Genomic DNA, 23,889 nt, shown 5'->3' on the forward strand with positions numbered 1-23,889 from the left:
CAAAGTTGCTCCCGGATCCGCGTGAGAACATCGTGATGGATGAAAACGGTTAGCAGAATATTGACGCTCAGTGATGGTGAATTTCACCATTGCTGTGCTTAGGCCCTATTCGTCCTGCTTCAATTAAGATCTCTTCAATCAACTCCTCCAGACACTCCCGCCCGTGATGATCGCAGACCAGGTGTACCTGACGAGAAATCTCCTCCGTTTGCATCCCATCGCATAACGCCGATTTCAGCATTACCGATGCCCACCGTTTGGCTTCAGAATGAGTCAACATAACCCCTCCCGCTATAGGTTACCTGTTTAAGCGTAGCTACAAGAAAGTTAATCGCCAGGGTTTTTGACCGGTAAAATGCAACACCTTTTTACAGGGCTCAGAGATAGACCAGGCTTATCGTCGCAAGCCCTTCATACGGCTGGTCGTCCGTCAGCGCGAGGGTTTTGCGGCTTTGTACGATGGGGTGGACTGACAGCTCCACTTCGGCGGTTTCAACGGCCAGCGGATGGGTGAAATCCTGAGTGTCGGAAAAGGCCGCCAGATTGCTACCGCTGTTTGAAGCGCGGGTTGAACTGGAGGCCAGGTTCCAGTCAGCGCCGTTATTGTCAGAGAAGATCGTGCGGGCCGGGGCATTATTGACCACCGGCGTGTCGGGGCCGACCAGGTAGAGGTAATAGTGGCCGATATTCACGCCCCCTGCTGTTTTGCCGATGCCAAATCCGTAAGTGGCAATATCCGCGCTGCCGCCGTCCAGAGTATCGCTGCGGTCATCCTGAAAGGTGTAGGCCAGCGCGACAGGAGCAGAACAGGTAATGTGGAGGCTAATATTGCGCGTATCCAGTCCGCTTGGGGTGTCTTCGTAGAGGTGATCCACGGGAAATCCGCCAAAATCCAGCAGACCACCGTTATCCAGCGAAGGTGTACAGGAGCCCATTACCAGCATGGCCTGGACTTTGATAATCGCGGTATCTGCGGCCATGACATCAGGTGAAAGCAGCAGCGGGACAACCGCTGTTGCACGCATTAATGATTTTATCATTGCCAGTTCCCATTTTGAGCACGGGTAAATACAGCATCCATATTATGAATACCCTTAGTGAATCTGTTCAGAAGTTAATGATATACGGCTGTTTTTCTATTTTGCAAATAAATAAATCGCAAAATCGGACTCCAAATTGACTTTGTTTTTGGTTTATTTTCGAGCTGATTTTAACAGTGCACCTAATTAGAATGCACGGCATCGGATAGCGATGTTCGTCATCAACCTCCGCCTTTTAATATAATTTAATTACCGACTGGAGATAATATGGTTCACCTGAAAAAATCAGCAAAACTCATTACATTATTACTTATTATTAAATCCGCCGCCGCACTGGCCACGGGTATGGTTCCAGAATCCTCGCTGCTTATTATTGAAGAGCAGGATAAAGGCGGTAGCATTAATGTTAAAAATACCGACCCGCACCCTTCCCTGCTGTATACCAATATTGTCGATATTCCTGGGGATACAGGTACGCATCTGACCGTCACCCAGCCCGTCACCCGTGTCGAAGATGGACAGACCCAACAGCTGCGTTTTATTCTGGCGACCGATGCCCCATTAACAACAGAACATTTGAAGCGCGTGACCTTTGAAGGTATTCCACCGAAAATAAAAAGCGATCACAGCCGGGTGTCCATTAATATTCGTCAGGATATTCCGGTACTGATTCATCCGGCAAGTCTTGCGGTCGTAAAAGATGCCTGGACACTGCTGAAATGGTCTGCATCCGGTAACACAGTTACTGTCAAAAATGACTCTCCTTACGTGGTGCGTATGGCTGAAAATCTGGTGGCTCAGCCTTCAGGTACGCAAATGAAAATTAAGCAGACTTATATTCTTCCAGGTCAGACGCTGACTGCGCAGGCAAAAACATCACTTGCCGGAGATAGCCAATTAAAATTCTTCCCGGCCAGTCGCTACGGCATTGATGTCCCAAGCTACACCGCCACTCTGAATAAATAATCTAACCGAGTATTCTGAGATGGTTTCGTTATCGCGTCGTTATTTATCGTTAGCCGTACTGTGCTGCCTGTATCCGGTACTTTCCTCGGCGACTGAAGCTCCGCTGGAGTTTAATACCAGCATCATCAAAGATCGTGGGCTTGATCCTTCACTGGGTCACTATTTTGCCTCTACACCGAAATTTACGCCCGGCGTAAAAATGGTCACCGTGGTGGTGAATGGCGAGAGAAAAGGAAAGGTATCCGCAACTTTTGGCCAGGATGGCCAGCTTTGTGCCACCACCCCTTTTCTGCAGGGAGCTTCGTTAGTGGTGCCGCATGAAGTGACAAAGCTCAGCGATGACGAAAAGAGCAACGCCTGTTTCGACTATACCAAAACCTTCCCAGGCACAGTGATTACTCCCGTTCCTGCACAGGAAGAGCTGGATCTGGTCGTTCCGCAAGAGGCCATTGATACAACAGGCGAAGGCGATCAGGCCAAAGATTACAGCACGGGCGGTACGGCAGGCATTCTCAATTATACCGCTTTCGCGACGCAAAATAGGTCTGACAGCGGCAACAGCGAGACTAAGCAACTGATGTTGGAAGAGGGTTTGAACGTCCATGACTGGCTGTTTCGCAGCAGACAATCCCTGGCAGAGAATGACGGCACGCGTACCACCGATAACCTTTACGCCTATCTGCAGCATACGCTTGTTGATAGCAAGAAATTATTCCAGGCGGGTGAAATCAACACTGGCGGCACGATTTTCGCTGGCACCGCCATTTCAGGTATGCAGATCATGCCGGAAGAAGCACTGAGCCCGGAAGGCAGCAGCGGTGTGGCTGTTTCTGGTATTGCCCGCACAGCCCAGGCGCGTGTTGAAGTCCGCCAGGGAGGCCGGATGGTCTATTCCACTCTGGTCCCCGTGGGTCCGTTCACTCTGAACGATGTTCCGATTATTCGCAGCAATGCCGAACTCGATGTCACGGTCACGGAAACCGACGGCAGTAAAAGCCATTTCGTGATCCCTGCTGATGCGGTGAACAGTCATCAACTGACCAGTCCGTCAGGCCTTTCTGCCGCCGTGGGCCGCTATCGCAGCAACGGCGACGGGGAGAGTCAGCCGATGCTGGCGACCCTCTCCGACGGCTGGCGGGTCAAACCCTGGCTGAATATCGGTACCGGCGTGATGACTGCACAGGGCTATGACTCTGCGGCTCTCACGCTGGATACCTTACCCTTTAATAAAATGCTGCTGTCGGCCACCTTTAAGGCGTCGCTGGATGAAGAGCATGGCGTAAAAGGACGTAGCAGCACCTTGTCAGCCAGCTACGCCTTGTCCGGCCAACTGACGACCGATGTCAGCATGACGCGTTATACCCAGGGCTATCGCGAACTGGAAGACTCTCTTGAGGATGATTTTCAGCAGTACGAAGGCCAATACTCTGCAGGGCTGCATTACTCCCTGTCGAATTTGGGTTCCTTTAATCTGCGTTACTCGAAGAACCAGGGTACAGAAGGAACCGAAGGCAGCGAATTTGTGAACGCCTCATGGGGTAAGTCATTTGGCCACATGAACCTGAACGTCAGCTGGCAGCGCTCAGTGAATCAGAAAAACGATGATCAGGACGATGGTCGCAACGAGAGCGAAGACAACGGGGACACGGTGTTTGTGAATATCAGCATGCCCCTTGGCGGTCAGCACGTCAGCGCCTACTCGCACACCATGCATCATGAGACCAATACCGGATTGCAGACCAGCGGGGATATAAGTCAGAGCACCAGTTATTCCCTGGCTGCCGAGCGCGATCTGGCCGATCGGGAAAACAGCTTCAGCGGCTCGATCAACAGTAATCTGCACTACACCCGACTGGGCGTTAGCGCCGGAACCGATGGTCCAGATGGTCGTAACTATGGTGTGGCACTTTCTGGTGGCGTGGTTGCGCATGATAGCGGCGTAACCTTCTCACCCTGGCCGGTTAAGGACACATTCGCCATCATCGATGCGGGTAAAGATTTGGCCGGAACGCGAATCAACACCCCAGCGGGTGATGTCTGGACCGATCATTGGGGCAAGGCCATCGTACCTTCCGTTAATCCGTACCACAAAGTTCGAGTCGAACTGGACAGTAATAGTCTTCCGCAGGATGTGGACGTCGAGAACGGTTTCAGTGAACTGGCAGCAGGTCGCGGAGCCGTCGGACACGTAGCGTTCAATACGCTGCATGTCCACCGGGCCATGATCCGCGTGCAAATGGCAAATGGTAAGACCCTGAAAAAAGGCAGTACCGTGGTTGATGGTGACGGTAACTACGCTGCCACGGCAGTGGACGATGGCCTTCTGTTTATGGAAGACGTTTCTGCCAAACCGGCGCTTTATCTCACGAACGAAGATGGCGTGAACGTATGCCAGATCAGTTACGCCCTGGCAAAAGGTGGCGAAAATCAGACTTATGAAAATATCAACGGGGTATGCAAATGAAAATCCAATCCATCATTAAATTCACGCTACTGGCGGGATTACTCTGCGCAAATGCTGCCCGCGCCGAATGCAACGTCACCGTTTCTGATACGACTGTTGATTACGGCAAGCTCAGCAACAACGACATTACCAGCCATCGCGGCGGTGTCTATACGCTGGATGAGCGTGAGGTCAGAGTGAATGCTATTTGCAGTGAACCGCAAGCGATGGCGCTGTTCATTAGCGATGATTCTGGTGAGCGACGGTTTCGCTTTGGAGACAACGGAGATATTCTGATCTCTGCTCAACAGGCGGTGCTGGACGGTAAACCCGTTGATCTCGGTAAGACTCTGTCCCATGGCTCCTTTGTCCCTAAGCAAGAGAGAAATCGGAAAAAGGTGCTGGTGCTGAATAACGACGGCCTGCTTCCTGTTCGTAACGGTGAAGTGCCTGCCGGTCAGCAATTCTCTATACTTTTGCATATTCGACCCGCGCTTAAGCAGGGGATACATTCCGTCCAGGATGAAACGAACTTGATGACCAACCTGACGGTTCAGCTTGAGGGCCAGTAATAAAACTGCATATGCATCAGGTCGTATCTATGTGGCTATCAAGTCACACCTCCTTCTGAATATAGGCTACCATTAACGGCAACAGTGACGAGTGGAAAAAATCATGTTAAATCCCAAGGAACATATTCAGCTCTTAATTGACAACTTATCGCAACAAGAAAATATATTTTCTAAACGTAAAAACCAAATTGTCACAATGGATGGTTTCACGGAAAGAAATATACTTATATTCCATGAGGGTGTAATTTCAGGCTGTCGTCCAAGTGATGACCGTCTGTTAGTTAACTTTAGCGCCCCGCGAATTTTCGGCATCAACCTCTACTTCGATACCACATATCTCTATTTTCGTGCCTGCACTGACATTCGTTATGAATTTCTACCATTCGTAGAGGCAGAGAAAATCATCAATGATAAAAACCTGTGGCAAGGTGTCTCCGTCAACCATATGACAACCATCGCTAACATGCTGAAGTATGTTAACAATATGGCTGGGGTATCCAGCTATGCCCTGGTGATTAACTGTCTGTATCAGCTGCAGGCAGAACCTGAAATTATTCGTTTACGTCGTACAGCAGCTGATTATATTGTCGATAAAAGCGGGCTATCGCGCAGCACAGTGATGAAGATGCTGGCCCAGTTTAAGGCCGAAGGTAAGATATTGCTCAGCAAGGGCTTGCTGATGGATGTGAAGAACCTCGAGTAATCAGCCTTATAACTCATCTACTTTGCGGATTGCCAGTATCGATTGTTCAGGCAATCCGTAGTCTTTTTAGATTCTGTTTATCCCTCCCCCTTTACATTACCACGCGTCGCTGCTCTTAATTCTATCTAGATTAAAAAATTGCATTTATTTCCACACCTCATTAAAAATGCTGATTTCTATAAATATAAATTCAAGTCCAATTTTACACTCAACATTGAATCCATAACTGCGTGCTTATTGAATTGATGCATTGAGAGGAAACACAGATAATATATCCAACAAGACAACAGTGTCTTATTTAAATCATCCAACTGAAGAGTCATTATTCCATGAAAAATATTTTTAAATTCTGTGCAGCCGCTGCACTCGTTATCTCTACCGCTAATTCAGCATTCGCAGCTGATACTGCCGACCTGAAAGTACAAGGTAAGTTAATTATGGGTTCCTGTACGCCTTCTCTTTCATCCGGTGGCGTAGTGGATTATGGAACACTGCCGATCGCTTCTCTGAGTGATACTGCCGTAAACCAGTTGGGTGATAAGAATATTACCCTGACTCTGAGCTGCACAAGTCCAACTAAAGTAGCCTGGACGACAATGGATGATAAATCTTCAAGTGTTGTCGATACAGCTCCGAAAGTAGGCAGTGCTGTTACAACCGCAGCCAATGAGTTTGGTCTGGGCGAAACAGCAGATCATGTCAAATTAGGTTCATATGGTCTCGTTGCCATTTACGATCAAGCCACAGTTGATTCAGCCCCTGGGCATCTGGCAGATTCTGTTGATAATGGTGCCAACTGGGCCCCAGAGGCTGGTGACGTCTATAACCACCCAGACGGTAGCCGACTGATCACCTTCGCTGATACTCAGGGTAATCCCGTTGCAATCACCACAGCCAGTGATGTTTTGACTGTTGGCGCATCAATCCAGGATACTGCCACTCTGGCGATTACCGATGACACCCCTCTGGACGGCCAGGCAACCATCTCTGTGAAGTACCTGTAAGCGACTCTTACAAGGCAAAGTCACACCTAAACAGACATAAAAAAACGGGAGCCCATCGGCTCCCGTTTTCATTTAATCCCGAAAATGGATTACATGTTTTTAATGATCGCGTCACCAAACTCGGAACATTTCAGCAGCTTAGCGCCTTCCATCAGACGTTCAAAATCATAAGTCACGGTCTTAGCGTTAATCGCGCCTTCCATACCTTTGACGATCAGGTCTGCGGCTTCGAACCATTCCATATGACGCAACATCATTTCCGCGGACAGGATGATAGAACCTGGGTTCACTTTATCCTGGCCTGCGTATTTTGGTGCGGTACCGTGGGTGGCTTCGAACAGCGCGCACTCGTCACCGATGTTGGCGCCTGGAGCGATACCGATACCGCCAACCTGGGCTGCCAGGGCGTCGGAGATGTAGTCACCGTTCAGGTTCATACAGGCGATCACGTCGTATTCCGCCGGACGCAGCAGGATCTGCTGCAGGAACGCATCGGCGATCACGTCTTTAACCACGATCTCTTTGCCGGTATTTGGGTTCTTGATTTTCACCCATGGGCCGCCGTCGATCAGCTCACCACCAAACTCCTCACGCGCCAACTGGTAACCCCAGTCTTTGAAAGCGCCTTCGGTGAATTTCATGATGTTGCCTTTGTGCACCAGGGTCACGGAATCACGGTCGTTGGTGATCGCGTATTCGATGGCTGCACGCACCAGGCGTTTAGTGCCTTCTTCGGAGCATGGCTTGATGCCGATGCCGCAATGTTCAGGGAAACGAATCTTCGTCACGCCCATCTCATCGCGCAGGAACTTGATCACTTTCTCGGCTTCGGCGCTGTCGGCTTTCCACTCGATACCGGCATAGATGTCTTCGGAGTTTTCACGGAAGATCACCATGTTGGTCAGCTCAGGGTGTTTAACCGGGCTTGGCGTGCCCGCGTAGTAACGCACCGGGCGCAGACACACGTACAGGTCAAGCTGCTGGCGCAGCGCAACGTTCAGGGAACGAATACCGCCACCGACCGGGGTAGTCAGCGGGCCTTTGATGGCAACGCGGTAATCACGAATCAGGTCCAGAGTTTCTTCTGGCAGCCAGACATCCTGGCCATACAGCTGGGTAGATTTTTCGCCGGTATAGATTTCCATCCAGGAAATTTTCCGCTCGCCCTTATAGGCTTTCTGCACGGCGGCATCCACCACTTTGATCATGGCTGGCGTCACATCCACACCGATACCATCACCTTCAATGAAAGGAATGATTGGGTTGTGAGGGATGTTCAGTTTGCCATCTTGCAGGGTGATCTTCTTACCTTCCGCCGGAACGACTACTTTGCTTTCCATTAACCTCTCCTTCGAGCGCTTCTGGTTTTTTGTTAATGAGTTGTAATATGCGAGCTCATACTACTCGAATATCAGGCTCGCGCCAATCACTCATGAATTTCCGTTATAATGCTCGAATACACCCATTCTGAAAACACTATGAACAAAACTTCTTTTAGAAATCACCAAGTTGAACGATTCAGCACGCGACGCAGCGCCAAAAAAAAGCCTGACACTGGACCGAAGCGGCTGGTTATCTTCAATAAACCTTATGATGTGCTGCCGCAGTTCACGGACGAGGCGGGACGCAGCACCCTGAAAGATTACATCCCGTTACAAGGAATTTATGCCGCTGGCCGCCTGGATCGCGACAGCGAAGGCCTGCTTGTGCTGACTAATGACGGTCAGCTACAGGCGCGACTGACTCAACCGGGCAAGCGCACCGGTAAGATTTACTACGTGCAGGTGGAGGGCGAACCGACGGCAGAGGCGATGGATGCCCTGCGCAATGGCGTGACACTTAACGACGGCCCCACCCTGCCCGCGGGCATCGAGCTCGTCGAAGAGCCAGCGTGGTTATGGCCGCGCAATCCGCCGGTTCGCGAACGCAAAACCATCCCCACCAGCTGGCTGAAAATCACCTTATACGAAGGACGGAACCGCCAGGTGCGACGCATGACGGCGCACGTCGGTTTTCCCACGTTGCGCCTGATACGCTATGCGATGGGCACATTGACGCTCGACACTCTGGCGTCCGGTGAATGGCGAGAGATCCCGATCGACTCAATCTAAGGAGAACAGATGTTTAAACCACACGTTACCGTCGCCACCCTGGTGCACGCCGAAGGCAAATTCCTGGTCGTCGAAGAGACCATCAACGGCAAAGCGCTCTGGAACCAGCCCGCAGGCCATCTTGAAGCCGACGAAACGCTGGTCCAGGCCGCGCGTCGCGAGCTGTGGGAAGAGACAGGCATCCACGCCGAGCCGCAGCACTTTGTGCGTCTGCATCAGTGGATCGCCCCGGATCGCACGCCGTTCCTGCGCTTTTTATTCGTCGTCGAACTTAACGAAATGTGCGCCACTGAGCCGCACGACGATGATATCGACCGCTGCCTGTGGGTGACGGCTGAGGAGATCCTGAACGCGCCAAACCTGCGCTCACCGCTGGTTGCCGAAAGCATTCGCTGCTATCAGTCTGGCAGCCGCCTGCCGCTTGAGGTGATCGCAGAATTTAACTGGCCGTTTACAGAGGGTGCCAATGCGGGGGGCGCGTGATAGAATACGCCGCCTTTAAGTTCAATGTCGTGAGTATTCCATGTCAGATAACAGCCAGAAAAAAGTGATCGTCGGCATGTCCGGCGGTGTCGATTCCTCCGTTTCCGCCTACCTGCTGCAACAGCAGGGCTATCAAGTGGAAGGCCTGTTCATGAAGAACTGGGAGGAAGACGATGGCGAGGAATACTGTACGGCGGCAGCGGATCTTGCGGATGCGCAGGCCGTGTGCGACAAACTCGGCATTGAGCTGCATACCGTAAACTTTGCCGCAGAGTACTGGGACAACGTGTTCGAACTCTTCCTCGAAGAGTACAAAGCGGGCCGCACCCCAAACCCGGACATCCTCTGCAACAAAGAGATCAAATTCAAAGCCTTCCTCGAATTCGCCGCTGAAGACCTGGGCGCAGATTACATCGCGACCGGTCACTACGTACGCCGCGCGGATGTCGATGGCAAAAGCCAGCTGCTGCGCGGTCTCGACGGCAACAAAGATCAGAGCTATTTCCTCTACACTTTAGGCCACGAGCAGATTGCGCAAAGCCTGTTCCCGGTCGGTGAGCTGGAAAAACCGGAAGTGCGTAAAATCGCCGAAGATCTGGATTTGATCACCGCAAAGAAAAAAGACTCCACCGGCATCTGTTTTATCGGCGAGCGTAAATTCCGCGAATTCCTCGGGCGTTACCTGCCTGCTCAGCCGGGCAAAATCATCACCGTTGACGGGGATGACGTCGGCGAGCATCAGGGGCTGATGTACCACACTCTGGGCCAGCGTAAAGGTCTGGGGATCGGCGGCACCAAAGAAGGCAGCGAAGAGCCGTGGTACGTGGTCGATAAAGATGTCGAAAACAATATTCTGGTGGTGGCGCAGGGACACGAGCATCCGCGTCTGATGTCCGTCGGCCTGATTGCCCAACAGCTGCACTGGGTCGATCGCGAGCCGTTCATCGGCACCCTGCGCTGCACGGTGAAAACCCGTTATCGTCAGACAGATATCCCTTGCACCGTCACGGCCATTGATGACGAGCGTATCGAAGTGCGCTTCGACGAGCCAGTTTCTGCCGTCACGCCAGGCCAGTCCGCCGTCTTCTACAGCGGCGAAATTTGCCTTGGCGGCGGGATCATTGAACAGCGTCTGCCGCTGGCCGAATAAACCGATTTCACACCAAAAGGAGCACGTGTGGCGAAGAATTACTATGACATCACCCTGGCGCTGGCAGGTATTTGCCAGTCCGCCCGTCTGGTGCAACAGCTGGCACATCAGGGTCATTGCGACGCTGATGCGCTGCACGTTTCGCTCAACAGCGTTATCGACCTTAACCCCGGCTCGACGCTGGGCGTGTTCGGTGGCAGCGAAACCAATCTTCGCCTCGGTCTCGAAACCCTGCTCGGGGTGCTGAATGCCAGCAACCGTCAGGGGCTGAATGCAGAGCTGACCCGCTACACCTTAAGCCTGATGGTGCTGGAGCGTAAGCTGAGCGGCGCAAAAGGCGCGATGGACACGCTCGGCAACCGCATTGACGGCCTGCAGCGTCAGCTCGACCATTTTGATTTGCAGTCCGAAACCCTGATGAGTGCGATGGCCGCGATTTATGTCGATGTCATCAGCCCGCTGGGGCCGCGCATCCAGGTCACCGGCTCCCCTGCCGTGCTGCAAAGCCCGCAGGTGCAGGCGAAGGTTCGCGCCTCGCTGCTGGCCGGTATTCGTGCCGCCGTGCTGTGGCATCAGGTTGGCGGTGGCCGACTGCAGTTAATGTTCTCTCGTAATCGCCTGACGACTCAGGCAAAACAAATTCTTGCTCATTGTTAACCTCCCGGAGTTGCGAATTATGGAATTATCCTCACTGACCGCCGTTTCCCCTGTCGATGGACGTTACGGCGATAAAGTCAGCGCGCTGCGCGGGATCTTCAGCGAATATGGTCTGCTGAAGTTCCGTGTACAGGTTGAAGTGCGCTGGCTGCAAAAGTTAGCTACCCAGGCAGCAATCAAGGAAGTTCCTGCTTTTGACGCCCAGGCAAACGATTACCTTGATAAAATCGTCGCGGAGTTCAGCGAAGAAGACGCGGCGCGTATCAAAACCATTGAGCGCACCACCAACCACGACGTGAAAGCGGTTGAATACTTCCTGAAAGAGAAAGTGGAAAGCGTACCGGCGCTGCACGCGGTGTCTGAGTTCATCCACTTCGCCTGTACTTCAGAAGATATCAACAACCTGTCTCACGCGCTGATGCTCTCTACCGCGCGTCAGGACGTGGTGCTGCCTTACTGGCGCAAAATCATCGACGCGGTGAAAGATCTGGCCGTGCAATACCGTGATATCCCACTGCTCTCCCGTACCCACGGTCAGCCAGCCACCCCGTCCACGATGGGTAAAGAGATGGCGAACGTGGCGTACCGCATGGAGCGTCAGTATCGCCAGCTGGAGCAGGTTGAGATCCTCGGTAAAATCAACGGCGCGGTCGGGAACTATAACGCCCACATCGCCGCTTACCCGGAAGTGGACTGGCACCAGTTCAGCGAAGAGTTCGTGACTTCTCTGGGCATTCAGTGGAACCCGTACACCACTCAGATCGAGCCGCACGACTACATCGCCGAGCTGTTTGACTGCATCGCGCGCTTCAACACCATCCTGATCGACTTCGACCGAGATGTGTGGGGCTACGTAGCCCTGAACCACTTCAAACAGAAAACCATCGCCGGTGAAATCGGCTCTTCAACCATGCCGCACAAAGTGAACCCGATTGACTTCGAAAACTCCGAAGGCAACCTGGGCCTGGCGAATGCCCTGCTGCAGCATATGGCGAGCAAACTGCCGGTCTCCCGCTGGCAGCGTGACCTGACCGACTCCACCGTGCTGCGTAACCTCGGCGTGGGTATTGGCTATGCGCTGATCGCCTACCAGTCCACCCTGAAAGGGGTGAGCAAACTGGAAGTGAACCGCGACCGTCTGTTGGACGAGCTGGATCACAACTGGGAAGTGCTGGCGGAGCCAATCCAGACCGTGATGCGCCGTTACGGCATTGAAAAGCCATACGAAAAACTGAAAGAGCTGACCCGCGGCAAGCGTGTCGACGCCGAAGGCATGAAGCAGTTTATCGACGGTCTGGATGTGCCAGAAGAAGAGAAAACGCGCCTGAAAGCGATGACGCCGGCGAACTACATTGGCCGCGCTATTGCTATGGTTGATGAGCTGAAGTAATTCCCCTCACCCTCTTTCCGCCCGGAAAGAGGGTTCCTTCCTCTGCGGTTTACGCAATGTTTATCCCCGTAACAACATAATCACGTTAAACTATTCATACCATTCATGTTAGGGAGAAGAGATGATGCGCGTACTGGTTGTTGAGGATAATGCATTGCTACGTCATCACCTGAAAGTTCAGCTTCAGGAACTGGGGCATCAGGTCGACGACGCGGAAGACGCAAAAGAAGCGGATTATTATCTCAATGAACACCTGCCCGATATCGCCATCGTCGATCTGGGGCTGCCGGACGAAGACGGTCTGTCGCTGATCCGCCGCTGGCGCAGCCACGATGTCTCGCTCCCGGTGCTGGTTTTAACCGCCCGCGAAGGCTGGCAGGATAAAGTCGAAGTGCTCAGCGCGGGTGCCGACGACTATGTGACCAAACCTTTCCACATCGAAGAAGTGGCCGCCCGTATGCAGGCGTTGATGCGCCGTAACAGCGGCCTGGCGTCACAGGTGATCTCTCTTCCTCCTTTCCAGGTCGATCTCTCGCGTCGTGAATTCTCGATCAACGACGAAGTCATCAAACTGACGGCGTTTGAATACACCATTATGGAAACGCTGATCCGCAACAGCGGCAAAGTGGTGAGCAAGGATTCCTTAATGCTCCAGCTTTATCCGGATGCCGAGCTGCGCGAAAGCCACACCATCGACGTGCTGATGGGCCGCCTGCGTAAAAAAATCCAGGCGCAGTATCCGCAGGACGTCATCACCACGGTGAGGGGTCAGGGATACCTGTTTGAATTACGCTAAATGAAAAAAATCCTTCGCCACTTTTTGCCGCTGTCGCTGCGGGTCCGCTTTTTGCTGGCCACTGCCGCCGTGGTGCTAATCCTGTCACTCGCGTACGGCATGGTGGCGCTGGTCGGGTATAGCGTCAGCTTCGACAAAACCACCTTCCGCCTGCTGCGCGGCGAGAGCAATCTCTTTTATACCCTGGCTAAATGGGAAAACAATCGCATCAGCGTGGAAATGCCGGAGAACCTGAACCGGCAGAGTCCGACGATGGCGCTGATTTATGATGAAAAAGGCCAGCTGCTGTGGGCGCAACGCCATGTGCCGTGGCTGGAAAAAAGTATTCGCCCGGAGTGGCTGAAAACCAACGGCTTCCACGAGCTCGAAGCCGATCTGAACGCAACCAGCAGCCTGCTGGGCAACGACGCCTCGATGCAGCGTCAGCTCGACGAGATCCGCGAGGACGACGACAACACGGAGATGACCCACTCGGTGGCGATCAATCTCTATCCCGCGACCATGGATATGCCGCAGCTCACCATCGTGGTGATCGACACCATTCCGGTTGAGCTTAAACGCTCCTATATGGTCTGGAGCTGGTTCGTGTATGTTCTGGCAGCTAACCTGCTGCTGGTGATCCCGCTCCTGTGGGTCGCCGCCTGGTGGAGCCTGCGCCCTATTGAATCGCTGGCGAAAGAGGTCCGCGAACTCGAAGAGCACAACCGGGATAAACTCAATCCGCAAACCACCCGCGAACTCACCAGCCTGGTGCGCAACCTCAACCGTCTGCTGAAAAGCGAGCGCGAGCGGTACGATAAATACCGCACCACGCTGACCGATCTGACACACAGCCTGAAAACCCCGCTGGCGGTGATGCAGAGCACCCTGCGATCCATGCGCAGCTCGAAGCTCAGCGTCGACGACGCCGAGCCGGTGATGCTTGAGCAGATCAGCCGTATCTCCCAGCAGATTGGCTATTACCTGCACCGCGCCAGTATGCGCTCGGGCAGCCCGTTGCTGAGCCGCGAGCTGCACCCTGTCGCCCCGCTGCTGGACAGCCTGACCTCGGCGCTGAATAAAGTTTATCAACGTAAAGGGGTGAACATTAGCCTCGATATTTCGCCGGAGATCAGTTTTGTCGGCGAGAAAAATGACTTTATGGAAGTGATGGGCAACCTGCTGGATAACGCCTGCAAATATTGCCTCGAGTTTGTGGAAGTGTCTGCGCATCAGACCGATGACGAGCTGCAAATCATCGTCGAGGATGACGGCCCCGGCATTCCGCAAAACAAACGCGACGTGGTGTTTGACCGCGGTCAACGCGCCGACACCCTGCGCCCCGGTCAGGGCGTGGGATTATCCGTCGCGCAGGAGATTGTCGATCAGTACAACGGGCGAATCGAAACCAGCGACAGCCTGCTGGGCGGCGCGCGGATGGTCGCCATTTTTGGTCGTCAGCATCCCTCTTCTGACGATAGTTAGAACGGAATGTGAAAAAAGCGAGATTCTCGCGCGCAGGCTCTTGCGCTTCCGTTATAATCCGAGTCAGTAAGAGCCTGCGGAAATATAATTATGGATTATCAATTAACACTTAACTGGCCCGAGTTTATCGAACGTTACTGGCAAAAACGCCCTGTCGTTCTGAAACGCGGGATCAGCAATTTTGTCGACCCGATCTCGCCGGATGAACTGGCTGGACTGGCGATGGAAAACGAAGTCGACAGCCGCCTGGTGAGTCATCAGGAGGGGAAATGGCAGGTCAGTCACGGTCCTTTTGAAAGTTACGATCACCTCGGCGAGACCAACTGGTCGCTGCTGGTGCAGGCCGTGAACCACTGGCATGAACCTACCGCTGCGCTGATGCATCCGTTCCGCGCCCTGCCAGACTGGCGCATGGACGATCTGATGATCTCCTTCTCCGTGCCGGGTGGCGGCGTGGGTCCGCACCTCGATCAGTACGACGTGTTTATCATTCAGGGTACCGGCCGTCGTCGCTGGCGCGTCGGCGAGAAAGTGCCGATGAAACAGCACTGCCCGCATCCAGACCTGCTTCAGGTCGACCCGTTTGAAGGCATCATCGACGAAGAGATGGAGCCGGGCGATATTCTCTATATTCCGCCAGGATTCCCGCACGAAGGCTATTCCCTCGAAAACTCCCTGAACTATTCGGTCGGTTTCCGCGCGCCAAGCGGCCGCGAGATGATCAGCGGATTTGCGGATTACGTGCTGCAACGCGAGCTGGGCAGCCATCGCTACAGCGATCCGGACGTGCCTGCGCGTGAGCATCCTGCGGATATTCTGCCGCAGGAGCTGGATAAGCTGCGCGAGATGATGCTCGGTCTGATTAACGAGCCAGAACATTTCCGTCAGTGGTTTGGCGAGTTTGTCAGCCAGTCGCGTCACGAGCTGGACGTTGCCCCCGCCGAGCCGCCTTATCAGCCGGATGAGATTTACGACGCCCTGCAGCAGGGTGATTCGCTGGTGCGTCTGGGTGGGTTGCGCGTGCTGCGTATTGGCGACGATATTTTCGTCAACGGCGAGAAGCTGGATTCCCCGCACCGTCCGGCGCTGGAAGCCCTGGCCAGCCATATGGTGCTGAATGCAGAGACCTTCGGCGATGCGCTGGAAGATCCGTCCTTCCTCGCCATGTTGGCGGCGCTGGTGAATAGCGGGTATTGGTTCTTCGAGGACTGAGTTGGCTGCGTGTGTCGGACCGACCTACAAAAACGGTGCGGTTTGTTGATGTCGGGTGGCGCTTCGCTTACCCGACCTACGATTCAGGTTTTGTAGGCCGGGTAAGGCGTAGCCGCCACCCGGCTTTTATTTCGGTTCCCCGGCCACCAAATCTTCTGGTTCACCGGCCCAATCCTCCGGATATAAACCGTCGCGCACATCGCGATGAAACGTTGAAAACGGCCAATCCGCCACGCGGGTGACATGTCCATGTTTGACCGGATTGATATACACGTAATCTATATGCCGCCGGAAATCCTCTTCGTTGCGAATCGTATGTTCCCAGAATCGTGATTGCCACACGTGACGCATTTCAATCGCGCGGGTAAAGGTTTTCTTGATTTCCCGCCAGCGGCCCGAAAAATCATCATCGTTTTCCGGTAAGGTCCAGATGCAGTGCATATGTTCAGGAAGCACCACCCAGGCGTTGATGGTGAAGGGTTTGGCGCGTTTAACAGTTTGTAATGCGCCGCGCAGGTGATCGATATGGCGGGTCAGCAGATCGCTCTGGCGATTTTGCAGATTAACGGTGAAAAACCAGGTTCCACCAGGGATATAGTTGCGGCGGTAATTTGACATGGGAAATCCTTTTCCGGGTGCAGGGTGTCGGGTGGCGGCTTCGCCTTACCCGACCTACGATTCGGATTTTGTAGGCCCGGTAAGCGCAGCGCCACCGGGCGTTTATTCACTGCTTCGCCGTTAACTCCGCAATCCGCACAATCACCTTCACCGCTTTCTCCATCCCTTCCAGCGTCACAAACTCGTGCTTGCCGTGGTAGTTATACCCACCGGTAAACAGGTTCGGACACGGCAGTCCCATGAAGGAGAGTTGCGACCCGTCGGTGCCGCCGCGAATCGGTTTCAGCTGCGGTTCGATGTCGCAATCGCGCATCGCCTGCTGGGCGATGTCGAGAATATGCGGATGCTCCATCACCTTCTCGCGCATGTTGTAGTAACTGTCTTCGATGATCAGCTCAATGTAGCAATCCGGGTGCAGCCCTTTGCCGACTTTTTTGGCGATCTCCATCATCTTACGCTTACGCGCTTCAAAGGCTTTGCGGTCAAAATCGCGGACGATGTAGTGCATCTGCGCGCTGTCTACCGTGCCTTTGATGCTGGTCAGATGGTAAAAACCTTCGTACCCGTCGGTCTGCTCCGGACTCTCTTCCGCCGGGACTTCCGCATGAATCCGCGAAGCCAGCGACAGCGCGTTGACCATCACCCCTTTCGCCGACCCAGGATGCACATTGTTGCCAACGATTTTGATGGTGACTGAAGCCGCGTTAAAGTTTTCAAACTCCAGCTCACCCACGCCACCGCCGTCGACGGTGTAGGCCCACTTCGCGTCGAACGCTTCCACGTCGAAATGCTTCGCCCCTTTGCCCACCTCTTCATCGGGCGTAAAGGCGACGCGGATATCACCGTGAGGAATGTTTTTGCCTTTCAGCACCGCCAGGGCGGTCATGATCTCCGCGACGCCCGCTTTATCATCCGCACCCAGCAGCGTTTTGCCGTCGGTGGTGATCAGCGTCTGGCCCAGCAGCTGGTGCAGCACCGGGAACATCACCGGCGACAATACTTCATCGCCGATACCGAGCGCGATATCACCGCCGCGGTAGTTTTCCACGATCTGCGGGTTGACGTTTTTACCGCTAAAATCAGGTGAGGTATCAACGTGAGAAATGAATCCAATCGCCGGAACCGAACCTTTGACGTTCGACGGCAGCGTCCCCATCACAGTGCCCTTCTCGCTTAAGGTCACGTTGACCAGGCCGAGCTCCTCCAGCTGATCCTTCAGCAGGTTTAAAAGCTTCCACTGGCCCTCGGTGCTCGGCACCTGTCGGACACCCGCTTTAGATTGGGTATCCAGCGAAACGTACTGTAAAAAACGCTCAAGTAATTTTTCCATGCAGTCACCCTCACTTTTTGTGACAACATTATCAGGAAGCATCAAATCCCAAATATTGCGTCAGGTCACTTTTATCCCGTAAACGAGAATATTTTCGATTTTGTCGTGATTCGTTAATAAATGTAGCTTATCAATCAGTCACAAGGATTGGTGATTTCAGTGGTTTGCCGTAGAATGACCGCCCTCATTAAGAGTCACCAAGGTGGTTACACACAAACCCCGCTGTCGGTAAACCCACCGACGCGTTTATATGGGACAGCGCCAAAAATTGAATACACAACCGGGAACACTGTCACCGCTGGTTCTTCTGTCGGGGATCAGCAAAAGTTTCGATGGTAAAACCGTCATTGACGATCTTAACCTGACTATCAATAACGGTGAGTTTCTTACGCTGCTTGGCCCTTCCGGCTGCGGCAAGACAACCGTTCTGCGCCTGATTGCCGGACTGGAAAACGTCGACAACGGCCAAATTCATCTTGAAAATCAGAACATCACCGATGTTCCCGCCGAACATCGTCACGTTAACACCGTCTTTCAGAGCTACGCCCTTTTCCCGCACATGACCGTGTTCGAAAATGTGGCCTTCGGCCTGCGCATGCAGAAAACCCCTAACGAGCAAATCACGCCCCGCGTGAACGATGCCCTGCGTATGGTGCAGCTCGACGAGTTCGCCCAGCGTAAGCCCCATCAGCTCTCCGGCGGCCAGCAACAGCGCGTAGCGATTGCCCGTGCGGTGGTCAATAAACCGCGCCTGCTGCTGCTGGATGAGTCCCTCTCCGCGCTCGACTACAAGCTGCGCAAGCAGATGCAGAACGAACTGAAAGCCCTGCAGCGTAAGCTTGGCATTACCTTTGTGTTCGTCACCCACGATCAGGAAGAAGCCCTGACCATGTCGGACCGTATCGTGGTGATGCGCGACGGCAAAATTGAGCAGGACGGCACGCCGCGCGAAATCTACGAAGAGCCGAAAAACCTGTTTGTCGCCAGTTTCATTGGCGAGATCAATATCTTCGACGCCACGGTGATCGAACGCCTTGACGACCAGCGCGTGCGCGCCAGCGTCGAAGGCCGCGAGTGCAATATCTACGTCAACTTTGCCGTCGAAAAAGGCCAGAAGCTGAACGTCATGCTGCGCCCGGAAGATCTGCGCGTCGATGAGATCCACGACAGCACCGACGTGGAAGGCCTGATCGGCTACATCCGCGAGCGTAACTACAAAGGTATGACTCTGGAATCGGTGGTTGAGCTGGAAAACGGCAAAATGGTGATGGTCAGCGAGTTCTTTAACGAGGACGACCCGGACTTTGACCATCCGCTCGATCAGAAAATGGTCGTTAACTGGGTAGAGAGCTGGGAGGTTGTGCTGGCTGATGAAGAACACCAGTAAATTCCAGAACGCGGTGATCGCCACGATCGTGGGTTGGCTTGTGTTGTTTGTTTTCCTGCCCAACCTGATGATCATTGTCACCAGTTTTCTGACCCGCGACGACACGAACTTCGTCAGCCTGGTCTTTACGCTGGATAACTACGCGCGCCTGCTGGACCCGCTCTACTTCGAGGTCCTGCTGCACTCCCTCAACATGGCGCTGATCGCCACCCTCGCCTGCCTGGTGCTGGGATATCCCTTCGCCTGGTTTCTGGCGCGGCTGCCGCAAAAAATCCGTCCGCTGCTGCTGTTTCTGCTGATTGTTCCCTTCTGGACCAACTCGCTGATCCGCATCTACGGCCTGAAGATTTTCCTCAGCACCAAAGGTTATCTGAACGAGTTTCTGCTCTGGCTGGGGGTGATTGATACGCCGATCCGCATCATGTTCACGCCGGGCGCGGTGATTATTGGTCTGGTCTATATCCTGCTGCCGTTTATGGTGATGCCGCTTTACTCCAGCATCGAAAAGCTCGATAAACCGCTGCTCGAAGCGGCACGCGATCTCGGGGCCAGCAAGCTGCAAACCTTCCTGCGGATCATTATTCCGCTGACCATGCCGGGCATTATTGCCGGTTGTCTGCTGGTGATGCTCCCGGCGATGGGGCTGTTCTACGTCTCGGATCTGATGGGCGGCGCGAAAAACCTGCTGATCGGCAACGTGATTAAGAGTCAGTTCCTGAACATTCGCGACTGGCCGTTTGGCTCGGCCACCAGCATTACGCTGACGGTAGTAATGGGCCTGATGCTGCTCGTCTACTGGCGCGCCTCCCGCTGGCTGAATAAGAAGGGAGATCTCGAATGATCGGTCGTCTGCTGCGCGGCGCTTTTATGTCCGCCATTTACGCATTCCTTTACATTCCGATTATCATTTTGATCGTGAACTCGTTTAACAGCTCACGCTTCGGGATTAACTGGCAAGGCTTTACCACCAACTGGTACAGCCTGCTGATGAACAACGACAGCCTGCTGCAGGCAGCACAGCACTCTCTGACGATGGCGATTGTCTCCGCGACCTTCGCCACGCTGATTGGCTCCCTGACCGCCGTGGCGCTTTATCGCTACCGTTTTCGCGGTAAGCCGTTTGTCAGCGGGATGCTGTTTGTGGTGATGATGTCGCCGGACATCGTGATGGCGATTTCCCTGCTGGTGCTGTTTATGCTCCTCGGCATTCAGCTTGGCTTCTGGTCGCTGCTCTTCTCCCACATCACCTTCTGCCTGCCCTTCGTGGTGGTGACGGTTTACTCCCGTCTGAAGGGCTTTGACGTGCGGATGCTGGAAGCGGCGAAGGATCTGGGGGCGAGTGAAATGACCATTCTGCGCAAAATCATTCTGCCGCTGGCGATGCCCGCGGTCGCCGCCGGATGGCTGTTGAGCTTTACCCTGTCGATGGACGACGTCGTGGTTTCGTCGTTCGTCACCGGCCCAGGTTATGAAATTCTGCCGTTGAAGATCTATTCGATGGTGAAAGTCGGCGTGTCACCTGAGGTGAACGCGCTGGCGACGATACTGCTGGTGCTGTCGCTGGTGATGGTGATTGCCAGCCAGATTATTGCTCGTGATACAACCAAATCTCAGGGGACGTCAAAATGAAAAAAATGCTTGCCGCCGCCGCGCTGGTGCTCGGAATGGGTGCCGCTCACGCCGACGACAGTAAAACGCTCTACTTCTACAACTGGACCGAGTATGTGCCGCCGGGCCTGCTGGAGCAGTTCACCAAAGAGACCGGGATCAAGGTGATCTATTCGACCTACGAGTCGAACGAGACCATGTATGCCAAGCTCAAAACCTACAAAGACGGCGCGTACGATTTGGTGGTGCCGTCGACCTACTTTGTCGACAAAATGCGCAAAGAAGGGATGATCCAGAAGATCGACAAAACCAGGCTGACCAATTTCAGCAATCTCGATCCGGAGATGCTGAATAAGCCGTTCGATCCGAACAATGACTACTCCATTCCGTACATCTGGGGCGCGACCGCGATCGGCGTGAACAGCGACGAAATTGATCCGAAAACCGTCACCAGCTGGGCCGACCTGTGGAAGCCAGAATACAAAGGCAGCCTGCTGCTGACCGACGATGCGCGCGAAGTGTTCCAGATGGCGCTGCGTAAATTGGGTTATTCCGGTAACACCACCGATCCGAAAGAGATTGAAGCGGCCTACAACGAGCTGAAAAAGCTGATGCCAAACGTGGCGGCATTTAACTCCGACAACCCGGCGAACCCGTATATGGAAGGCGAAGTGAATCTGGGGATGGTGTGGAACGGCTCGGCGTACGTGGCGCGTCAGGCGGGTACGCCTTTGCAGGTGGTCTGGCCGAAGGAAGGCGGGATCTTCTGGATGGACAGCCTGTCCATTCCGTCTAACGCCAAAAACGTCGACGGCGCGATGAAGCTGATTAACTTCCTGCTGCGCCCGGAAGTGGCAAAACAGGTGGCGGAAACCATCGGTTATCCCACGCCAAACCTGGCGGCCCGCAAGCTGCTGAGCCCGGAAGTGGCGAACGATAAGTCACTGTATCCGGATGCGGAAACCGTGAAGAAAGGCGAGTGGCAAAACGACGTGGGCGACGCGAGCCGCATTTATGAAGATTATTATCAGAAGTTGAAGGCCGGTCGTTAAGTTCGTGCGGTTTGGGCCCCTCACCCCGGCCCTCTCCCCAAAGGGGCGAGGGAGAAAAGACGGCTCCGAGCGGTCCCCTCTCCCTTTGGGGAGAGGGTTAGGGTGAGGGGAAAATAAACTACAATCCCTTCAACAGCTTCTCGACAAAATCTGGCACCACCTCGCTCGCCAGACCATACTGTTTCTCTTCAAACTCGCTGCCGACCTGGCTCGGCTCCAGATTCAGCTCCACCGTATGCGCCCCATGCAGCCGCGCCTCGTGGACAAAACCCGCCGCCGGATAGACATGCCCGGAGGTGCCAATCGCGATAAACACATCGGCCATCGCCAGCGCGCTGTAGATCTCATCCATCCCCAGCGGCATTTCGCCGAACCATACCACGTGTGGACGCAGGGGTGACGGGAACTGGCAGCAGTGGCACTTATCGTCCGGAGTGATATCACCCGTCCAGTCCAGCACCTGCCCGCTCCACGCGCAGCGCACCTTCAGCAGCTCGCCGTGCATATGGATAATGTTGTGGTTCCCGGCGCGCTCGTGCAGGTTGTCGATGTTCTGCGTCACCAGCAGAAAGCGGTCGCCTAGAGCCTCTTCGAGCTTCGCCAGCGCCAGATGCGCCGCATTGGGCGCAATCTCCGGCGACTGAAGCTGTCGGCGGCGGTCGTTGTAAAACGTCTGCACCAGCTGAGGATTACGGGCAAAACCTTCCGGCGTTGCCACGTCTTCCACGCGGTGCTCTTCCCACAGTCCGTCAGTGGCGCGGAAGGTGCGAATTCCGGATTCGGCGGAGATCCCCGCCCCCGTCAGCACCACCACTCTTGGCTTTTCCATACCTTCTGGTATCACCCTGTCTCTGAAAAAGATCCGCTGGCGCAAGCGCTCACGCAGGCGGCGTTTAGTTTTGCGAAAACGGCTCAGTCGACCTAACCGACGCGACAGCATAAAAACCTCGTATAACTAGCGGGTGAGATGAAGGAATGCCGCACCGCGCATGCCTCCGGCATCCCCATGGCGCGCACGTTCGATACGCGGTACGCGGGCGACCGGCAGCAGATGTCGGGGCAGTCGCCCGGACAGGTGCTCGGTGATCGCCGAGAAGTTGGATAACCCGCCACCGATCACCAGTAAATCGGGATCGACGATGGTCAGAATATTGCCCAGACACACCGCCAGCAGATCAAGATAGCGTTCAACGTGTTCGCGAGCCTGTTCATCGCCCTGCTCCCACAAGGTGATGATTTCCGGGGCCTCACGTTTCTGATGATAGAAGTGTTCGTAAAGCCATGCAAACCCGCGACCGGAAAGATAATTCTCAATACAGCCGTGCTGTCCGCAGCCGCAGCGCGTCAGGGGAAAATCGCGTCCGACCACCTCAAGTGCATCGACCGGCAGCCGAATATGACCGAACTCGCCGGTGATATAGCTGCGCCCGGTAATCGGTTTGCCGTCGATGATGATCCCGCCGCCGACGCCGGTGCCGAGGATCAGCCCCATGACTAAAGGATAATGACGGAACTCATCGTCCCAGGCTTCGGAGAGGGCAAAACAGTTGGCATCGTTGTCGAGGCGTACGTCGCGGTCAAGGCGAGCAGAGAGATCGGCTCGCAGCGGCTTGCCGCTGGCGGCGGGAACGTTGGCCGCGTACAGCGTGCCGTCGTCCGTTTCCGGCATCCCAGGAATGCCGATCCCCACGGAGCCTTTCACGCCGAAACGGGTATCGGCTTCGGTCACCAGGGCGGCGACCGCGTTTAAAAATTCGTCGTAGCTCTCGCGCGGCGTGGGAACGCGAGTTTCCCACTGCAGTTTAAGCTGTTCATCAAAGACGCCGAGCGCAATTTTGGTGCCGCCAATATCAAATCCATAATACATAACGCATTCCTCTTTCTGATTTGGCGGCACAGCATG

The 23,889-nt window shown here is 54.3% G+C and carries 24 protein-coding genes; 17 read left to right on the forward strand and 7 right to left on the reverse strand.

Annotated elements, in window-relative coordinates:
- Positions 1-67: 67 nt before the first annotated feature.
- Positions 68-280 (reverse strand): hypothetical protein, encoded by a 213-nt coding sequence (locus tag AC3WS9_RS13365; RefSeq protein WP_095281643.1) that lies wholly within the window; start codon positions 278-280, stop codon positions 68-70.
- 97 nt (positions 281-377) lie between these two features.
- Positions 378-1,040, reverse strand: a complete 663-nt coding sequence (locus AC3WS9_RS13370) for a DUF1120 domain-containing protein (RefSeq protein ID WP_492488815.1) — start codon at positions 1,038-1,040, stop codon at positions 378-380.
- A 267-nt stretch (positions 1,041-1,307) separates the two neighbouring features.
- Between AC3WS9_RS13370 and AC3WS9_RS13375 the strand changes: the two genes are divergently transcribed.
- The 5 genes from AC3WS9_RS13375 to AC3WS9_RS13395 all read left to right on the forward strand — a co-directional run bounded on the left by AC3WS9_RS13375 (position 1,308) and on the right by AC3WS9_RS13395 (position 6,728).
- Positions 1,308-2,006, forward strand: a complete 699-nt coding sequence (locus AC3WS9_RS13375; protein WP_282494958.1) for a fimbria/pilus chaperone family protein — start codon at positions 1,308-1,310, stop codon at positions 2,004-2,006.
- 19 nt (positions 2,007-2,025) lie between these two features.
- Positions 2,026-4,470, forward strand: a complete 2,445-nt coding sequence (locus AC3WS9_RS13380) for a fimbrial biogenesis usher protein (protein ID WP_492488817.1) — start codon at positions 2,026-2,028, stop codon at positions 4,468-4,470.
- Positions 4,467-5,021, forward strand: a complete 555-nt coding sequence (locus AC3WS9_RS13385; RefSeq protein ID WP_282494956.1) for a DUF1120 domain-containing protein — start codon at positions 4,467-4,469, stop codon at positions 5,019-5,021. Before AC3WS9_RS13380 ends, AC3WS9_RS13385 begins: the two co-directional genes overlap by 4 nt.
- Before the next feature lie 103 nt (positions 5,022-5,124).
- Complete coding sequence (locus AC3WS9_RS13390) at positions 5,125-5,724, forward strand: helix-turn-helix domain-containing protein (protein WP_282494955.1); 600 nt, start codon at positions 5,125-5,127, stop codon at positions 5,722-5,724.
- A gap of 329 nt (positions 5,725-6,053) precedes the next feature.
- Complete coding sequence (locus tag AC3WS9_RS13395; protein WP_282494954.1) at positions 6,054-6,728, forward strand: DUF1120 domain-containing protein; 675 nt, start codon at positions 6,054-6,056, stop codon at positions 6,726-6,728.
- 89 nt (positions 6,729-6,817) lie between these two features.
- Here AC3WS9_RS13395 and icd read toward each other — a convergent pair whose 3' ends face one another.
- Positions 6,818-8,068, reverse strand: a complete 1,251-nt coding sequence (gene icd, locus AC3WS9_RS13400; protein ID WP_095281636.1) for an NADP-dependent isocitrate dehydrogenase — start codon at positions 8,066-8,068, stop codon at positions 6,818-6,820.
- A gap of 108 nt (positions 8,069-8,176) precedes the next feature.
- On the opposite strand from icd, the gene rluE reads away from it, so the two are divergent.
- The 8 genes from rluE to AC3WS9_RS13440 all read left to right on the forward strand — a co-directional run bounded on the left by rluE (position 8,177) and on the right by AC3WS9_RS13440 (position 15,991).
- Entirely contained in the window at positions 8,177-8,839 is a 663-nt protein-coding gene (gene rluE / locus AC3WS9_RS13405; protein WP_282494953.1) for a 23S rRNA pseudouridine(2457) synthase RluE, read from the forward strand.
- Positions 8,840-8,848: 9 nt separating this feature from the next.
- Entirely contained in the window at positions 8,849-9,322 is a 474-nt protein-coding gene (locus tag AC3WS9_RS13410; RefSeq protein WP_095281633.1) for an NUDIX hydrolase, read from the forward strand.
- 40 nt (positions 9,323-9,362) lie between these two features.
- Positions 9,363-10,472 (forward strand): tRNA 2-thiouridine(34) synthase MnmA, encoded by a 1,110-nt coding sequence (gene mnmA / locus AC3WS9_RS13415; protein WP_492488821.1) that lies wholly within the window; start codon positions 9,363-9,365, stop codon positions 10,470-10,472.
- A 27-nt stretch (positions 10,473-10,499) separates the two neighbouring features.
- Positions 10,500-11,129, forward strand: a complete 630-nt coding sequence (hflD, locus tag AC3WS9_RS13420) for a high frequency lysogenization protein HflD (RefSeq protein WP_095281631.1) — start codon at positions 10,500-10,502, stop codon at positions 11,127-11,129.
- Between the two features lie 19 nt (positions 11,130-11,148).
- Complete coding sequence (gene purB / locus AC3WS9_RS13425) at positions 11,149-12,519, forward strand: adenylosuccinate lyase (protein WP_102103465.1); 1,371 nt, start codon at positions 11,149-11,151, stop codon at positions 12,517-12,519.
- 124 nt (positions 12,520-12,643) lie between these two features.
- Positions 12,644-13,315 (forward strand): two-component system response regulator PhoP, encoded by a 672-nt coding sequence (gene phoP / locus AC3WS9_RS13430; RefSeq protein WP_282495018.1) that lies wholly within the window; start codon positions 12,644-12,646, stop codon positions 13,313-13,315.
- Positions 13,316-14,779, forward strand: a complete 1,464-nt coding sequence (gene phoQ / locus AC3WS9_RS13435; protein WP_285155209.1) for a two-component system sensor histidine kinase PhoQ — start codon at positions 13,316-13,318, stop codon at positions 14,777-14,779.
- A 90-nt stretch (positions 14,780-14,869) separates the two neighbouring features.
- Entirely contained in the window at positions 14,870-15,991 is a 1,122-nt protein-coding gene (locus AC3WS9_RS13440) for a ribosomal protein uL16 3-hydroxylase (protein ID WP_282494949.1), read from the forward strand.
- Positions 15,992-16,117: 126 nt separating this feature from the next.
- On the opposite strand, the gene AC3WS9_RS13445 is transcribed toward AC3WS9_RS13440, so the two are convergent.
- Positions 16,118-16,609, reverse strand: coding sequence for an REP-associated tyrosine transposase (locus AC3WS9_RS13445; RefSeq protein ID WP_492488824.1), 492 nt, complete (start codon positions 16,607-16,609; stop codon positions 16,118-16,120).
- Between the two features lie 106 nt (positions 16,610-16,715).
- Positions 16,716-17,939 (reverse strand): peptidase T, encoded by a 1,224-nt coding sequence (gene pepT / locus AC3WS9_RS13450; protein ID WP_492488826.1) that lies wholly within the window; start codon positions 17,937-17,939, stop codon positions 16,716-16,718.
- 250 nt (positions 17,940-18,189) lie between these two features.
- On the opposite strand from pepT, the gene potA reads away from it, so the two are divergent.
- From potA to potD, 4 genes are read left to right on the forward strand one after another with little or no spacing between them, the layout of a single operon-like run.
- Complete coding sequence (potA, locus tag AC3WS9_RS13455; RefSeq protein WP_285155203.1) at positions 18,190-19,326, forward strand: spermidine/putrescine ABC transporter ATP-binding protein PotA; 1,137 nt, start codon at positions 18,190-18,192, stop codon at positions 19,324-19,326.
- A complete protein-coding gene (gene potB, locus AC3WS9_RS13460; protein ID WP_285145876.1) occupies positions 19,310-20,167 on the forward strand; it encodes a spermidine/putrescine ABC transporter permease PotB in 858 nt (285 codons plus the stop codon). Before potA ends, potB begins: the two co-directional genes overlap by 17 nt.
- Positions 20,164-20,955, forward strand: a complete 792-nt coding sequence (potC, locus tag AC3WS9_RS13465) for a spermidine/putrescine ABC transporter permease PotC (RefSeq protein ID WP_282494944.1) — start codon at positions 20,164-20,166, stop codon at positions 20,953-20,955. The genes potB and potC overlap by 4 nt, the downstream gene beginning before the upstream one ends.
- Entirely contained in the window at positions 20,952-21,986 is a 1,035-nt protein-coding gene (gene potD, locus AC3WS9_RS13470) for a spermidine/putrescine ABC transporter substrate-binding protein PotD (RefSeq protein WP_492488829.1), read from the forward strand. The genes potC and potD overlap by 4 nt, the downstream gene beginning before the upstream one ends.
- A gap of 118 nt (positions 21,987-22,104) precedes the next feature.
- Here potD and cobB read toward each other — a convergent pair whose 3' ends face one another.
- Together cobB and nagK are read right to left on the reverse strand one after the other, a co-directional pair.
- A complete protein-coding gene (gene cobB, locus AC3WS9_RS13475) occupies positions 22,105-22,926 on the reverse strand; it encodes a Sir2 family NAD+-dependent deacetylase (RefSeq protein WP_492488831.1) in 822 nt (273 codons plus the stop codon).
- A gap of 15 nt (positions 22,927-22,941) precedes the next feature.
- Entirely contained in the window at positions 22,942-23,853 is a 912-nt protein-coding gene (gene nagK / locus AC3WS9_RS13480) for an N-acetylglucosamine kinase (RefSeq protein WP_492488833.1), read from the reverse strand.
- Between the last annotated feature and the right edge of the window lie 36 nt (positions 23,854-23,889).

Source organism: Lelliottia sp. EB106-05-01-XG201, from assembly GCF_058791735.1.

Bases quoted from the DNA above. Each gene is read 5' to 3' on its own strand.
- AC3WS9_RS13365 (WP_095281643.1), bottom strand. From the start codon at position 280: ATGTTGACTCATTCTGAAGCCAAACGGTGGGCATCGGTAATGCTGAAA.
- AC3WS9_RS13370 (WP_492488815.1), bottom strand. From the start codon at position 1,040: ATGATAAAATCATTAATGCGTGCAACAGCGGTTGTCCCGCTGCTGCTT.
- AC3WS9_RS13375 (WP_282494958.1), top strand. From the start codon at position 1,308: ATGGTTCACCTGAAAAAATCAGCAAAACTCATTACATTATTACTTATT.
- AC3WS9_RS13380 (WP_492488817.1), top strand. From the start codon at position 2,026: ATGGTTTCGTTATCGCGTCGTTATTTATCGTTAGCCGTACTGTGCTGC.
- AC3WS9_RS13385 (WP_282494956.1), top strand. From the start codon at position 4,467: ATGAAAATCCAATCCATCATTAAATTCACGCTACTGGCGGGATTACTC.
- AC3WS9_RS13390 (WP_282494955.1), top strand. From the start codon at position 5,125: ATGTTAAATCCCAAGGAACATATTCAGCTCTTAATTGACAACTTATCG.
- AC3WS9_RS13395 (WP_282494954.1), top strand. From the start codon at position 6,054: ATGAAAAATATTTTTAAATTCTGTGCAGCCGCTGCACTCGTTATCTCT.
- icd (WP_095281636.1), bottom strand. From the start codon at position 8,068: ATGGAAAGCAAAGTAGTCGTTCCGGCGGAAGGTAAGAAGATCACCCTG.
- rluE (WP_282494953.1), top strand. From the start codon at position 8,177: ATGCTCGAATACACCCATTCTGAAAACACTATGAACAAAACTTCTTTT.
- AC3WS9_RS13410 (WP_095281633.1), top strand. From the start codon at position 8,849: ATGTTTAAACCACACGTTACCGTCGCCACCCTGGTGCACGCCGAAGGC.
- mnmA (WP_492488821.1), top strand. From the start codon at position 9,363: ATGTCAGATAACAGCCAGAAAAAAGTGATCGTCGGCATGTCCGGCGGT.
- purB (WP_102103465.1), top strand. From the start codon at position 11,149: ATGGAATTATCCTCACTGACCGCCGTTTCCCCTGTCGATGGACGTTAC.
- phoP (WP_282495018.1), top strand. From the start codon at position 12,644: ATGCGCGTACTGGTTGTTGAGGATAATGCATTGCTACGTCATCACCTG.
- phoQ (WP_285155209.1), top strand. From the start codon at position 13,316: ATGAAAAAAATCCTTCGCCACTTTTTGCCGCTGTCGCTGCGGGTCCGC.
- AC3WS9_RS13440 (WP_282494949.1), top strand. From the start codon at position 14,870: ATGGATTATCAATTAACACTTAACTGGCCCGAGTTTATCGAACGTTAC.
- AC3WS9_RS13445 (WP_492488824.1), bottom strand. From the start codon at position 16,609: ATGTCAAATTACCGCCGCAACTATATCCCTGGTGGAACCTGGTTTTTC.
- pepT (WP_492488826.1), bottom strand. From the start codon at position 17,939: ATGGAAAAATTACTTGAGCGTTTTTTACAGTACGTTTCGCTGGATACC.
- potA (WP_285155203.1), top strand. From the start codon at position 18,190: ATGGGACAGCGCCAAAAATTGAATACACAACCGGGAACACTGTCACCG.
- potB (WP_285145876.1), top strand. From the start codon at position 19,310: ATGAAGAACACCAGTAAATTCCAGAACGCGGTGATCGCCACGATCGTG.
- potC (WP_282494944.1), top strand. From the start codon at position 20,164: ATGATCGGTCGTCTGCTGCGCGGCGCTTTTATGTCCGCCATTTACGCA.
- potD (WP_492488829.1), top strand. From the start codon at position 20,952: ATGAAAAAAATGCTTGCCGCCGCCGCGCTGGTGCTCGGAATGGGTGCC.
- cobB (WP_492488831.1), bottom strand. From the start codon at position 22,926: ATGCTGTCGCGTCGGTTAGGTCGACTGAGCCGTTTTCGCAAAACTAAA.
- nagK (WP_492488833.1), bottom strand. From the start codon at position 23,853: ATGTATTATGGATTTGATATTGGCGGCACCAAAATTGCGCTCGGCGTC.